Source organism: Shinella kummerowiae (assembly GCF_009827055.1).
Classification (GTDB): Bacteria; Pseudomonadota; Alphaproteobacteria; order Rhizobiales; family Rhizobiaceae; genus Shinella; species Shinella kummerowiae.
The window spans coordinates 912,034-925,036 of sequence record NZ_WUMK01000001.1; the positions used below are offsets into that span (position 1 = coordinate 912,034).

Sequence of the window (13,003 nt, forward strand, 5' to 3'; positions counted from 1 at the left end):
CTGGCCCTGCCCTGCCCGTCAGGGCATGTTCTTCATCATCTCGTGGGTCATCGGCATCATATTGGTGTTGAGATGATGCATGACCCAGAGCGAACCGGCGAGCGCTATGCCGACGATGATCAGCGTGAAGATCAGCGCCATCATCGTCCAGCCGCCTTCCGAGCGCGGGTTCATGTGCAGGAAGTAGACCATGTGCACAACAATCTGCACCACGCCGATGCCCATGACGAGCACAGCGGTGAACAGCTTGCTGTCCAGCACGCCCCCCATCACCAGCCAGAACGGGATCGCCGTCAGGATGATCGAAAGGACAAAGCCGATCATGTAGCCTCTGAAGGAGCCGTGGCCGGCACCGTGCCCGTCGCTATGGGCGTCCGAAGCGCTTTCGTGGTGCGAACTCATCCGAGGACCCCCAGCAGATAGACGAAGGAAAAGACGCCGATCCAGATGACGTCGAGGAAGTGCCAGAACATCGACAGGCACATCAGCCGGCGCCGGTTTTCCGGGTTGAGGCCGTGTTTTTTCACCTGCACCATCAGCGTGATCAGCCAGATCATGCCGAAGGTGACGTGCAGGCCGTGCGTGCCGACCAGCGTGAAGAACGACGACAGGAATGCGGAACGCGTCGGGCCGGCGCCTTCGAGGATGAGGTGGTAGAACTCGTAGAGTTCCAGCCCCAGGAAGGCCGCGCCGAACACGCCGGTGATGCCGAGCCAGACCAGCGTCTCCATCTTGGCATTGCGTTCCATCTGGAGCATCGCAAAGCCATAGGTGATGGAGGACAAGAGCAGCATCGCCGTGTTGATGGCGACGAGGTTGAGGTCGAAGAGATCGGCAGGAGACGGGCCGGCCGCATAGTTGCGGCCGAGCACGCCATGGGTGGCGAAGAGCACCGCGAAGATGAGGCAGTCGCTCATCAGGTAGAGCCAGAAACCCAGCATGGTGCTGTTTTCCGGGTGATGTTCTTCCGTCACGTAGAACTGCGGTTTTTCGTCGGTGTTTTGGACTTGGGTCGCGCTCATGGGCTCAGGTCCGTTCTGCGAGCAGTTTGGTGCGTGCATCTTCCGTCGCCGTCACGGTCTCGACGGGGATGAAGAAATCACGGTTGTAGTTGAAGGTGTGGGCGATCGACACGGCGATGATGCCGATGAAGGAGACGGCCGCCAGCCACCAGATGTACCAGATCAGCGCGAAGGCGAGCGCGACGCTGAGAGCCGACAGGATGACGCCCGTGCCGGTGTTCTTCGGCATGTGGATCGGCTTGAAGCCGGTGACCGGACGCTCGTAGCCACGGTTCTTCATGTCGTACCAGCCGTCATGGTCGTGCACGACCGGCGTGAAGGCAAAGTTGTAGTCCGGCGGCGGCGACGAGGTCGACCATTCCAGCGTACGGCCATCCCAAGGGTCGCCGCTGTCGCAGCGCAACTGGTCGCGCTTCAGGAAGCTGACGATGAGCTGGATGATGAAGGAACCGATACCGAGCGCAATCAGGGCGGCGCCGAAGGCCGCGATGATGAACCAGATCTGCAGGGAAGGATCCTCGAACTGGCTGACGCGGCGGGTGACCCCCATCAGGCCGAGCACATAGAGCGGCATGAAGGCGAAGAAGAAGCCGATCTGCCAGAACCAGAAGCTCATCTTGCCCCAGAATGCATCGAGCTTGTAGCCGAAGGCCTTCGGCCACCAGTAGACTAGGCCCGCCATCAGCCCGAACAGCACGCCGCCGATGATGACGTTGTGGAAGTGAGCGATGAGGAACAGCGAGTTGTGCAGCACGAAATCGGCCGGCGGGATGGCCAGCATCACACCCGTCATGCCGCCGATGACGAAGGTGATCATGAAGCCGATGGTCCACAGCATCGGCAGCTCGTAGCGGATGCGGCCGCGATACATGGTGAACAGCCAGTTGAACATCTTCGCCCCCGTCGGGATCGAGATGATCATGGTGGTTATGCCGAAGAAGGCGTTGACCGAGGCGCCCGAACCCATCGTGAAGAAGTGGTGCAGCCACACGAGGTAGGACAGGATCATGATCACGCAGGTGGCATAGACCATCGAGGCGTAGCCGAAGAGGCGCTTGCCGCAGAAGGTCGCGACCACCTCGGAGAAGATGCCGAAGGCCGGCAGCACGAGGATATAGACCTCCGGATGGCCCCAGATCCAGATGAGGTTGATATACATCATCGGGTTGCCACCAAGGTCATTGGTGAAGAAGTTCGTGCCGACATAGCGATCGAGCGACAGCAGCGCGAGCGTCGCCGTCAGGATCGGGAAGGTCGCGACGATCAGGATGTTGGTGCACAGCGACGTCCAGGTGAAGATCGGCATCTTCATGAAGGTCATGCCGGGTGCGCGCATCTTGACGATGGTGGCGATCAGGTTGATGCCGGATAACGTGGTGCCCACGCCGGCCACCTGCAGGCCCCAGATATAATAATCGACCCCGACGCCGGGACTGTAGTCCGCGCCGGAGAGCGGCGGGTAGGCGAGCCAGCCGGTGCGGGCGAATTCGCCGACGAAAAGCGACATCATGATGATGATGGCGCCGCCGGTCGTCATCCAGAAGGAAAAATTGTTGAGGAACGGGAAGGAGACGTCGCGCGCGCCGATCTGCAACGGCATGACATAGTTCATGAAGCCGGTGACGAAGGGCATGGCTACGAAGAAGATCATGATCACGCCGTGCGCGGTAAAGATCTGGTCGTAGTGATGCGGGTTGAGGTAGCCCTCATTGCCGTTGAAGGCGATCGCCTGCTGGATACGCATCATGATCGCGTCGGCAAAGCCGCGCAGCAGCATGATGATCGCCAGGATGATGTACATGATGCCGATCTTCTTGTGATCGACGCTGGTGAACCACTCGTGCCAGAGATAGCCCCAGAGCTTGAACTTCGTGATCAGGCCAAGAATGGCGATGCCACCGAGCGCCACGGCGATGAAGGTCGCGACGAGAATGGGCTCGTGGTAGGGGATCGCTTCGAGGGTAAGCCGACCGAAGATGAATTGCGTGAGGCTGATGTCGCCGAACATGGGCTGTCCAATATCGTTTCGTGAGGGCATTGCGCACGCGCCGGGGTCGGCGCGTGCGGTGGCGTCCCATTACATCTTGTGCATGTCGTGGTTCATCGTGGCCGGCTCCTCCTGCCGGTCCTCGATGCCTTCGGCCGGTTCTTCGCTGCGCGCGGGATTGCCGGTTTCCGGGAAGGTGGCGCCGGGCGCCGCCTCTTCCGTGTGGCCGCTGGCACTGTCCGCATGGCGATTGTCGTGCTCGAGCTTGGCCTTGTTCTCGTGGCTCTCGAGCCCGCCGCCGCCCATCATGTCGACATGCATCATTTCCTTCATGCACATCTGGCCGGCGCGCACGCACATGTTGAGCACCGCCTCATAGAGCCCGTTTTCCACGGCGGAATAGTAGCGCACGGGCTCCTTGATGCTCGGCTTTTCGAGCTTCAGGTAGGCGTCGCGGTTGAGCATCGTGCCGCCCTGCTTGACCCGGGCGACCCACTGATCGAAGCCGGCCTGGTCCAGTCCGTGGAACTTGAAGCGCATGTGGGAGAAGCCATCGCCGCTGTAGTTCGACGACAGTCCCTCGTACTCGCCCTGCTTGTTGATGACGGCGTGCAACTTCGTCTGCATGCCGGGCATCGTGTAGATCATGCCGGCAAGGGCGGGCACGTAGAAGGAGTTCATCACAGAGGATGCGGTGAGCTTGAAATTGATCGGCACGTTGACGGGGGCGGCCATCTCGTTGACCGTGGCGATGCCGTAGTCCGGATAGAAGAACAGCCATTTCCAGTCGAGCGCCACGACCTCGACGGTGATCGGCTTGACCTCTTCGGTGACCGGTCGCGCGGCATCGATCCGGTCGAGCGGACGGTAGGGATCGAGCTTGTGCGTGCTGACCCAGGTAATCGCGCCGAGCGCGATGATGATGGCGAGCGGCGCCGACCAGATGATGACTTCGAGGCCGGTCGAATGGTGCCACTCTGGATCATATTTCGCGGCCGTGTTCGACTGGCGGTAATGCCAGGCGAAATACACCGTCAGCAGGATCACGGGGATGATGATGATCAGCATCAGGATCGTCGAGATGACGATGAGATCCCGCTGCTGCGCGGCGATGTCGCCGGAGGGCGACATGACGACCATGTTACACCCCGAGAGCGTCAGGAGCATCAGCGGCAGGATGATCGATAGTCGGGCTAAACTGAAAGACGTGGGCATTGCGGCCTCAACTTGCGTTCTGTCTAGTCGGCATTACTCGGGCGCGGCGGCGCTTGGAAATGAGGTGCTTCGTCGCAGCGCAGCATTCTGTCGCAGTGCGATAGGACATTTATGACTGTTCGAGGCCACAAATTTGAACTAGCGCAATTCCATCGGTTGCCAAGCGGGTCGAGGGCCGAACCTATCGGTCTACGAACCTCCATGGCGTTCGAACGTTCAAGCCAATTCTTGATATTGCACGCCGAATAGTCAACACTCGAAAGACATGGCGCACATCGCTCGGAGAAATTCATGAGTTCGGTCGCTAATCCATCGTCCTCCGGTCTCGAACGAGACGCCCGTCGCATGCATGACGACGACAAGCCGCTGTCGCCAGGCAGCGTCGCCATCGGCGTGGTGATCGGCCGGACCTCGGAGTTCTTTGACTTCTTCGTCTACGGCCTCGGCTCCATCCTGGTCTTCCCGAAGCTCATCTTCCCCTTCGCGCCCAATGCGGTCGCGGCGACGCTGATGTCGTTTGCGCTGTTTCCCCTCGCCTTCCTGGCGCGTCCGGTCGGCTCCTTCGTCTTCATGTGGATCGACCGCAACTATGGCCGCGGCACGAAGCTGACGGTCGCCCTCGTCATCCTCGGCGGCTCAACCGCGTCGATCGCCTTCCTGCCGGGGTATGAAACGCTCGGATACTGGGCCGTTGCTTTGCTGGCACTCTTCCGGCTGGGTCAAGGTTTTGCGCTTGGCGGCGCCTGGGACGGCCTCGCCTCGCTCCTGAACCTCAGCGCACCGGAAAACCGCCGTGGCTGGTATGCGATGATCCCGCAGCTTGGCGCGCCGATCGGCTTTGCGCTGGCCAGCATTCTCTTCGGCTACATGGTCAGCAGCCTCTCCGAGGCCGATTTCCTCGCCTGGGGCTGGCGTTATCCGTTCTTCGTCGCCTTCGCGATCAACGTTGTGGCGCTCTTTGCGCGCCTGCGCATCGTCGCCAGCAAGGAGTTCGGCGCGGCGATGGAGGCGCAGGAACTGCAGGCGCGGCCGATCTTCGAGATGCTCAGCAAACACAGCATGGACGTGGTGCTCGGCGCCTTCGTGCCGCTCGCAAGCTTCGCGATGTTTCACCTCGTCACGATCTTTCCGCTGAGCTGGATCACGCTTTTCGGCGGCCAGTCGGCGGCGCAATTCCTCTGGGTGCAGGTTGCGGGTGCCGCACTTGGCGCGGTCGGCATCGTGCTGTCCGGCTTCATCGCCGACCGCATCGGCCGGCGCAACGAATTGATGCTCGGCGCGATCCTGATCGCGATCTTCTCGTTCTCCGCGCCCTTCCTGCTTGATTCGGGCGGCAAGGGGCAGGACGCCTATATCCTGATCGGCTTCTTCATCCTCGGCCTGACCTTTGGTCAGTCGTCCGGTGCCGTATCGTCGCGCTTCACACAATACTACCGCTATACCGGTGCGGCCCTCACCTCAGACCTCGCCTGGCTGCTGGGTGCGGGTTTTGCACCGCTCGTGGCCCTCGGTCTCGCCAGCAGCTTCGGCATCATCTTCATCGGCGGCTACCTGATCTCCGGTGCGATCTGCACGATTGCGGCATTGACGCTGACAAGGACGCTGGACCAGCATTAAAGCCGTCGGCGGACGCGCGCCGGGCGGCGATGATCAATCGGCCGGCTTTTGCAGCGCCGCCACATACATCGGGCAGCGCAGGGTGAAGCCGATCGCCTCATAGAGCGCGACCGCGGCGACGTTGCTGGCATAGGCGTGCAGGTAGGGCCTGTCTCCGGCTTCGATGATCCGGGCGGCGACATGCAGCGAAAGACGACGGGCATAGCCCCTGCCCCGGTGGTCGGGATGGGTGCAGACCCCGCTCAGTTCCGTATAGCCCGGCTGCTTCATGCGCTCGCCCGCCATGGCGACGAGCCGACCGCCCTCGCGCACGCCCCAGAAGCGCCCGAGATCGAGAGACCGCAGGGAAAAAGGGCCGGGCTTCGTCAAAGTCGCAAGCGCCAGCATTTCCTCGGCATCGGCTATCCCCAGCGGAACGATGGCATCATCCGGCAACGGGGAAGGAACGGCGGCTGCGATCATCTGGACGGCCGGCGCGGCGGTCAGCACCGCGAAACCGGCCGGCGCGACGACCGGATCGGCCTGCAGGAAGAGCAAGGTCTCGCCTTGGGATGCCAGTTCGGCAAGGTCGGCAATAGCCTGCGGATCGTCGTTCGAGGAAGCCGCGAACGGCAGGATCCCGGGCTGATAGCGGCGGGCGCGGCCGTCTCCCGCGGCGAGTGCTGCATGCCGGGTGGTGAGCGCACTCCAGATCGGCCTGTCGAGAAGCATGGTCATGGCTGCTGTCCTTCCAGCGCCCGGGCACGGCGATCGAGCGGCGCCTCGGCGAGGGCGTCTTCCAGTTGATCGAGTTGGTCTATCAGGCTGCCGCCGAGCGGTTCGCAAACGTTCCGGACGGCCGCCTCGATGAGCGGCCAGATATCCTGTTTCGAGCGGGCGATCAGCGCCTGCCCCTCCTCCGTCAGCGCCAGGCGCCTGATGCGCTGGTCGCCCGTTTCCTTGCGCGCTGTCAGGTATCCCGCTTCCGCGAGCAGGCCGGCCATGCGGGTCACGCCCGGCTGGGTTATGCCGAGCGTTTCCGCCAACTCCCCCACCGAAAGCGGTCCGACGCGGTCGATCGCGGCAAGAAGAGGATACTGACCCGCCTGCAGCGGCGCATCCATGCGCTCCATGATGCGCTGCGTTTCCGCCTGCACCTGTTCGCCGATGCGGCGCAGCCGCGTGCCAAGGCACAGGTAACCGAGGGCACGAACGATATCTTCCGGCATAGCATCCATTCCACGTTATATAACGCGTTATATTAATCGGCGCACGACCTGTCAAGGAGCAGGGAGGCCTTGACCCGCGCGATGAGCCACCGCATGCATGGCCTCCGGTCAGGAGCAAACGAGGCAGCGAGATATGGACACGAAAATCTATCACAATCCGGCATGCGGCACCTCGCGCAACACGCTCGCGATGATCCGCAACGCCGGGATCGAACCGGTCGTCATCGATTATCTGTCCTCACCGCCCACAAAGGACACATTGAAGGCGATGATCGGCGAAGCCGGCCTTTCGGTACGCCAAGCGCTTCGTGAGAAGGACACGCCCTATGCGGAACTCGGGCTTGCCGATCTATCGCTGACGGACGATGCCCTGCTCGACCACATGCTCGCGCATCCCATCCTCATCAATCGCCCCTTCGTGGTGACACCGCTTGGAACCCGGCTTTGCCGGCCTTCCGAAGCCGTGCTGGACATCTTGCCAGAGACCCACAGAGGGCCCTTCGCGAAGGAAGATGGACAGGTGGTCATCGGCGCCGACGGCAAGCGCATCGGCTGACAGGGCCGTCCAGACCACTCAACGCCGATGCGACGCCGCAACTACCCCGCCCATCCGAAGGCGGCCCGCAATGCCGCCTCGCTTTCGCGTGCAAAACGCAGCGCCATCAGGCGGCCGCGTGTGGCGTCACGCGGCGGCAAGGGGTCGGCGAGACGCTCCGCCACCCGGTCGGCCGTCGTCGCGACATGCAGGATGTTTTCCACGATACAGAGACGATGCGCCAGCGACCCGTAGCGCACGACGACGGGAATGCCCAATTGCGCCGCGCGCCCGAGAATGCCCGAAGCGTGATCGCCGGCCGGCGGATAAAGGCACCAGACCGCATCGCTCGCCGCGTAAGCCCCCAGCAATTCGCAGTCGGAAACCGCGCGATCGACAGCGACGCCGCCCGCCTCGCAGAAGGCGGCCGCATAATCCGCGACACCTGGTGCGACCTTGCCACAGGCAAGGAACTGGAAGCGCCGGCGCAAGTCGCACGAGCGTGTATAGGTATCGGCGAAGAGATCAAAACCCTTGCGGCGGCTCTGCGTGCCGATCGCCGTCACCACACCATATTCAGGCGGATGGCGCTCACGACGCAGGGTGTCGACAGCATCGCGTTCATCGCCGGTCAGGTCCCAAAGCTGGAAATCATAGATCCAGCCACTGGCAACGCTGGAAAATGGCGGAAAAACACTGAAGGGAACGATCGTCAACGTCTGGCAGCGGGGCAAGCGCTTGAGCCATTGTAAGGCGAGCCGCTTGCAGCGCTCAACGGGTCGACGGGACATCACAACCGGCATCGGACGGAGCAGCAATCCAGCGGTACGCCCGCCGGTCAGCGCCCGCAGCAGACTTGCCGCGAGATAGAGAACGAATGCTTCCTCTATCATAAGGAACAGAACGGGCGAGCGAGAGAAAAACAGATCGCGCAGGCGCGCCTTGCGCGCATCGAACAATTGCTCCATCACTCGAAGATAGGCCGGGCGGCGACCGGTTTGGGACCGTGAATAAACAAGGACGCGTCCGGCGGCATCGGCGGCATTTGCCGCTTGTACCGGCTGGCCCGCCCGGGTGGCGGACTTCGCGCGTGTTTCAAGCCGCAGGTCCGAGCGCACAGCCGGACCCATTGCGGCTGGCATCTCCGAGCCCGCCTGCATGATGTTCTCCCGACAATCACTGCAAAACCGCTTCCGGGCCGCCCCCGGCCCGAAAACAAAACGCCCCAGCCAGGTTGTTGCCCTGGCCTGCCATTCTCTGACGTCGAAGGCGTGCAGGCGAACTGCACCACCAGGACACAACCTTATCGTTAATAATTTTACATTAATTTGCTATCGTCAAATTTCAAGGCGGATTTTACAACCATAGAGAAATGTCGGCGTGTGCCGCACTGGAACCGTGCCGCACGCTCCAGCCGACGTCCTCGCCCTTTGCTTGCCGCATGGCGTCCGAGCGTCCATAACAAAGGAAAACACCGCTCGCGCCCAGGGACGCAGGATGAACCTCAAGGAATTTGCCAACCTCATCGGCCTGTCTCAGACGACGGTGAGCCGCGCGATGAGCGGTTATCCGGAGGTGAAGGCGGAGACGCGGGCGCGCGTGCTTGAGGCGGCCGAGCGGCTCGGTTACCGGCCGAACATCAGCGCCCAGCGGCTTGCAACCGGAAGGGCCGGCGCCATCGGCATCGTCTTCCAGGGTGGCGGGCGCTTCGGGCCGCATTCCAGCGAATTCATGGGCGGGCTTTCGACATCCCTTCAGAAGGATGGCATCGACATCCTTGTCTCGACCGTCGAAACGCTGGAAGACGAGGAAGCCGCCTATCGCGGATTTGCCGCCAGCAAGCGGGTGGATGCGGTTATCCTGCACACGCCGGGCTGCGCCGACCCGCGCATCGCCTTGTTGCAGTCGCTCGACCTGCCCTTCATCGTTCACGGGCGAAGCGAGGCGGCAAAACCGTTCGCCTATCTCGACATCGACAATTTCGGAGCGATCGAGACGGCCATCCAGCATCTTGCCGATCACGGTCATCGCCGTATCTCGCTGATCAACGGTGACACGAGCAGTACCTATGCCCATGACCGGGACAACGGCTACCGCGCGACCTTGCAGGCTCACGGTATTGCGATGGATCCCGCGCTGATCGGCCAGGGCGAATTCACCGACGAGACCGGCTTCCGCCTGATGCAATCCTTCCTCGCCCTCCCCGCGCCGCCGACGGCCGTCATCGCCGGCTCGATGATGTCGGCGCTCGGCGCGATGCGGGCGATCCGCGTCGCAGGTCTCAGGCTTGGGCAGGACGTGTCGCTTGTCGCCCACGACGACGTCTTTCCCTATCTCAGCCCTGAAAACCTCGTGCCGTCCGTCACCACGACGCAATCACCGATCCGCGCAGCAGGCGAACGAATCGGTGAAATGACGTTGCGGCTGTTGCAGGGCGAACTGCCCGAAACCCTGCAGGAGGTTTGGGAGGTCGATTTCGTCAGACGCGGTTCAACAGGCCCCGCTCCGAACTAGACCTTCAGTTCCCGGCGCTCCTTCTCGGTCTCGATGGCGAGATCGAGGATCTTCTGAAGCTCGGCGGCGTGGCGGAACCCCGGCTCAACCTGTTCACCAGCGGTTACGGCGGCCGCAAAGCGCTGGTAATTGGTCGGCACGGTGCCGGCGTCGATCTCCCGCCAGACGGCCTTTTCGACATCCTCGCCGAGGCAACCGCGCAGGCTCGAGCCCTCCGTCGAATGGACCACTTCCAGCGCGCCCCTGTCGCCATGCATGCGCAGGCGCAGTTCGTTGAGATGGCCCGTCGCCCAGCGGCTCGAATGGATCACGCCGAGCGCGCCATTGGCGAAGTCGACGGTCATGGCGAAGCTGTCATTGGCGTCGAGATCATATTCGCCGATGCGGTTGTCCGGCGCCTTGTCGAAGGCCTTCAGCCGCGCGAAGACGTGGTCCACGTCGCTTGCCGCTCCATAGCTGGCAAAATCGAGGATATGGATGCCGACATCGCCGAGAACACCGTTCGAGCCGTGCCGCGTCGAAAGGCGCCAGAGCCACTGGCTTTCGGTCGCCCAATTGCCCCAGGCCTTGGAGACGAGCCAGCTTTGCAGGTAGGACGCCTCGACATGGCGCACGTGGCCGATCTCGCCGGCCAGCACCATGTCGCGCGCCTTCTGCAAGGGGGCGACGTTGCGATAGGTGAGGTTCACCATGGTGACAAGGCCGGAGGCTTCAGCCGCCCGCGCCATCTCGTCCGCCTTGGCGTAGTTTTCCGCCAAGGGTTTTTCGCACATGACGTGTTTGCCCGCGGCAAGCAATGCCAGCGTCGTCGGGTGATGTGCGCGGTCGGGCGTCACGTTGGTGGCCGCGTCAAAATCACCCCAGGCGATGGCGTCCTCCAGCGACGTGAAGACGTTGGGGATGCCGTGCTGATCGGCAAAGGCTTTTGCGCGCAAGGGGTCGACGTCGACGGCCCCTACCAGTTCGACACCATCGATCGCCGCGAAATGCTGGGCATGGTTGTTGGCCATGCCGCCGGTTCCAAGAATGAGAAGACGCATGGAGGGCCTCAGCGGTAACCGGCTTCGCCGGCTTCATGCAGTTTCGGACCCCGCTCTTCGATCGGCTCCAGCGCCAGTTCGACCGGCACGTTGGGCGCGTCGTGGATGGCCGCGTAGGTGCCCTGCGGGTTGAAGGCCCATTTCACGCCGTTGGCGAGCACCTTCTGGACAGTAGCGTCGTGATAGGTCGGGTAGGTCTCGTGGCCGGGGCGGAAGTAGAAGACATTGCCGGCGCCGCGGCGCCACGTCATGCCGGAGCGGAACACCTCGCCACCGGCAAACCAGGAGATGAACACCGTTTCCAGCGGCTCCGGCACGGAGAATTGCTCACCGTACATTTCCTCGTTCTCCAGCACGAAATTCTCGCCGAGCCCCTCGGCAATCGGGTGGCGCGGGTTGATGACCCAGAGACGCTCGCGCTCGCCGGCCTCGCGCCATTTCAGCGCGCAGGGCGTGCCCATCAGGCGCTTGAAGATCTTGGAAAAGTGGCCGGAATGCAGGACGAGAAGGCCCATGCCTTCCCAGACGCGCCTGGCGACACGCTCCACCACCTCGTCGTTCACGGCGCCGTGGTCCTTGTGGCCCCACCAGACGAGCACATCCGTCTCGGCAAGGCGCGCCTCGGTCAGGCCATGCTCCGGCTCCTGCAGGGTGGCGGTTCCGGCCTTGATCGCCGGGTCCCTGTTCAGCGCATCCGCGATCGTGTTGTGCATGCCGTTCGGATAGATCGAGCGCACGATCTCGTTCGTCTGCTCGTGGATGTTCTCACCCCATACGATGGTGCGTATTGCCATGTGCCATTCCTCTAAAGCCGGAAATTGAAACCGCTTTCAATTCGACGGAATCGATAGAACCAGACCCGCTTCTTGGCAAGCGGGGGGCCTTTCGATTTCGGCTCTCTTTCAGTGGAATGTCGATTTGGAGAAAAGGTTCAGCACAAGAACGCCGGCAATGATCAGGCCGAGGCCGAGCATGGCGGCAGGATCGAGCTTCTGGCCGAAGGCGAAATAGCCGACGAGCGAGATCAGCACGATGCCGAGACCGCTCCAGATCGCGTAGGCAATGCCGACCGGTACGTAACGCAGGCTCCACGACAGGAAGAAGAAAGCGATGGCGTAGCAGACGACCATCGTGACGGTCGGCACGAGGCGCGTGAAATGCTGCGCAGCCTGCATGGCCGAGGTGCCGAGGACCTCGAAAACGATGGCGACGACGAGGACGGCATAGACGGTGGTGAGGTTCATGGCAGTGCTCCGGCGCACCGGGGCGCCCCTTGTAACGAAGTCAGGATCGCGACAGCGTCAGCAACCGCTCCAGCATGGCGGCGCGCGCGGCGGAATCCATGGTCGGTGAACCGAGCAGGTCGGCGAGCCAGAGGCCATCCACGGCGTAACGCACGAGCATGGCATCAGGCGACGAATCCGTGCCGACATTTTCGGCAAGATATCGCTCGACCCATTGTCGCCAGCGGTCGCGCAGGTGTGGCTCGGAAATCAGCGCGATGGTCAAAACTTTCCACTGCTCGCCGTCCTCCATGCCCTCGGGCTGGAAGAAGACCGAGACATAGGCGCGGGTGAAGCGCCCTTTCGGCTCCGGGTCGTCGCGCATCTTGTCGGAAATTGCCCGGTCGAGCTTTTCCGTGAGGTTGACGAACAGGCCGTCGAGTAGCGAGAGTTTGTTGGGAAAATGGTGCAGCAAGCCACCCTTGCTGACGCCCGCCGCCTGCGACACCGCGTCGAGCGTGACGCTGGCCGGCCCCTTCTCCAGTGACAGCTTGCCCGCGACCTCCAGCAATTGCTGGCGGACGGCTTCGGGGTGTTTTTTGCGATGGTGTGCCTTGCTCATGACAAAACATACCGTCTGGA

Annotated in this window: 14 protein-coding genes; 3 read left to right on the top strand and 11 right to left on the bottom strand. The window is 62.5% G+C overall.

Going from position 1 to position 13,003, the window contains the following annotated elements:
• Positions 1-18: 18 nt before the first annotated feature.
• From cyoD to cyoA, 4 genes are all read right to left on the bottom strand, one after another.
• The gene (gene cyoD, locus GR138_RS04270; protein WP_160857343.1) at positions 19-402 is read right to left on the bottom strand and encodes a cytochrome o ubiquinol oxidase subunit IV; all 384 of its coding nucleotides are present in this window, start codon (positions 400-402) and stop codon (positions 19-21) included.
• Positions 399-1,022: a cytochrome o ubiquinol oxidase subunit III gene (gene cyoC, locus GR138_RS04275; RefSeq protein ID WP_160857344.1), complete on the bottom strand. Its 624-nt coding sequence runs from the start codon at positions 1,020-1,022 to the stop codon at positions 399-401. The genes cyoD and cyoC overlap by 4 nt, the downstream gene beginning before the upstream one ends.
• 4 nt (positions 1,023-1,026) lie before the next feature.
• Positions 1,027-3,030, bottom strand: a complete 2,004-nt coding sequence (gene cyoB / locus GR138_RS04280; protein ID WP_160857345.1) for a cytochrome o ubiquinol oxidase subunit I — start codon at positions 3,028-3,030, stop codon at positions 1,027-1,029.
• Between the two features lie 69 nt (positions 3,031-3,099).
• Positions 3,100-4,224 (bottom strand): ubiquinol oxidase subunit II, encoded by a 1,125-nt coding sequence (cyoA, locus tag GR138_RS04285; protein WP_160857346.1) that lies wholly within the window; start codon positions 4,222-4,224, stop codon positions 3,100-3,102.
• Positions 4,225-4,515: 291 nt separating this feature from the next.
• Here cyoA and GR138_RS04290 point away from each other — a divergent pair, with 291 nt between their 5' ends.
• Entirely contained in the window at positions 4,516-5,841 is a 1,326-nt protein-coding gene (locus tag GR138_RS04290; protein WP_160857347.1) for an MFS transporter, read from the top strand.
• A 33-nt stretch (positions 5,842-5,874) separates the two neighbouring features.
• Here GR138_RS04290 and GR138_RS04295 read toward each other — a convergent pair whose 3' ends face one another.
• Positions 5,875-6,558, bottom strand: a complete 684-nt coding sequence (locus GR138_RS04295; protein WP_160857348.1) for a GNAT family N-acetyltransferase — start codon at positions 6,556-6,558, stop codon at positions 5,875-5,877.
• Positions 6,555-7,049, bottom strand: a complete 495-nt coding sequence (locus GR138_RS04300) for a MarR family winged helix-turn-helix transcriptional regulator (RefSeq protein WP_160857349.1) — start codon at positions 7,047-7,049, stop codon at positions 6,555-6,557. Before GR138_RS04300 ends, GR138_RS04295 begins: the two co-directional genes overlap by 4 nt.
• Positions 7,050-7,182: 133 nt before the next feature.
• Here GR138_RS04300 and arsC point away from each other — a divergent pair, with 133 nt between their 5' ends.
• Positions 7,183-7,605, top strand: a complete 423-nt coding sequence (gene arsC / locus GR138_RS04305) for an arsenate reductase (glutaredoxin) (RefSeq protein ID WP_160857350.1) — start codon at positions 7,183-7,185, stop codon at positions 7,603-7,605.
• 41 nt (positions 7,606-7,646) lie between these two features.
• Here the strand turns inward: arsC and GR138_RS04310 are convergent, their stop codons facing one another.
• Positions 7,647-8,744 carry a glycosyltransferase gene (locus GR138_RS04310; RefSeq protein WP_160857351.1) on the bottom strand — a complete coding sequence of 366 codons (1,098 nt, stop codon included), beginning with the start codon at positions 8,742-8,744 and terminating at the stop codon, positions 7,647-7,649.
• 337 nt (positions 8,745-9,081) lie between these two features.
• Here GR138_RS04310 and GR138_RS04315 point away from each other — a divergent pair, with 337 nt between their 5' ends.
• Positions 9,082-10,098, top strand: a complete 1,017-nt coding sequence (locus GR138_RS04315; protein ID WP_160857352.1) for a LacI family DNA-binding transcriptional regulator — start codon at positions 9,082-9,084, stop codon at positions 10,096-10,098.
• Here GR138_RS04315 and GR138_RS04320 read toward each other — a convergent pair.
• From GR138_RS04320 to GR138_RS04335, 4 genes are all read right to left on the bottom strand, one after another.
• Positions 10,095-11,138, bottom strand: coding sequence for a Gfo/Idh/MocA family protein (locus GR138_RS04320; protein ID WP_160857353.1), 1,044 nt, complete (start codon positions 11,136-11,138; stop codon positions 10,095-10,097). The two genes, GR138_RS04315 and GR138_RS04320, sit on opposite strands and share 4 nt — an antisense overlap.
• An 8-nt stretch (positions 11,139-11,146) precedes the next feature.
• Positions 11,147-11,932, bottom strand: coding sequence for a ThuA domain-containing protein (locus tag GR138_RS04325; RefSeq protein WP_160857354.1), 786 nt, complete (start codon positions 11,930-11,932; stop codon positions 11,147-11,149).
• A gap of 108 nt (positions 11,933-12,040) precedes the next feature.
• Complete coding sequence (locus tag GR138_RS04330) at positions 12,041-12,382, bottom strand: DMT family transporter (RefSeq protein WP_160857355.1); 342 nt, start codon at positions 12,380-12,382, stop codon at positions 12,041-12,043.
• A gap of 40 nt (positions 12,383-12,422) precedes the next feature.
• Positions 12,423-12,983, bottom strand: a complete 561-nt coding sequence (locus GR138_RS04335; protein ID WP_160857356.1) for a TetR/AcrR family transcriptional regulator — start codon at positions 12,981-12,983, stop codon at positions 12,423-12,425.
• Positions 12,984-13,003 lie beyond the last annotated feature (20 nt).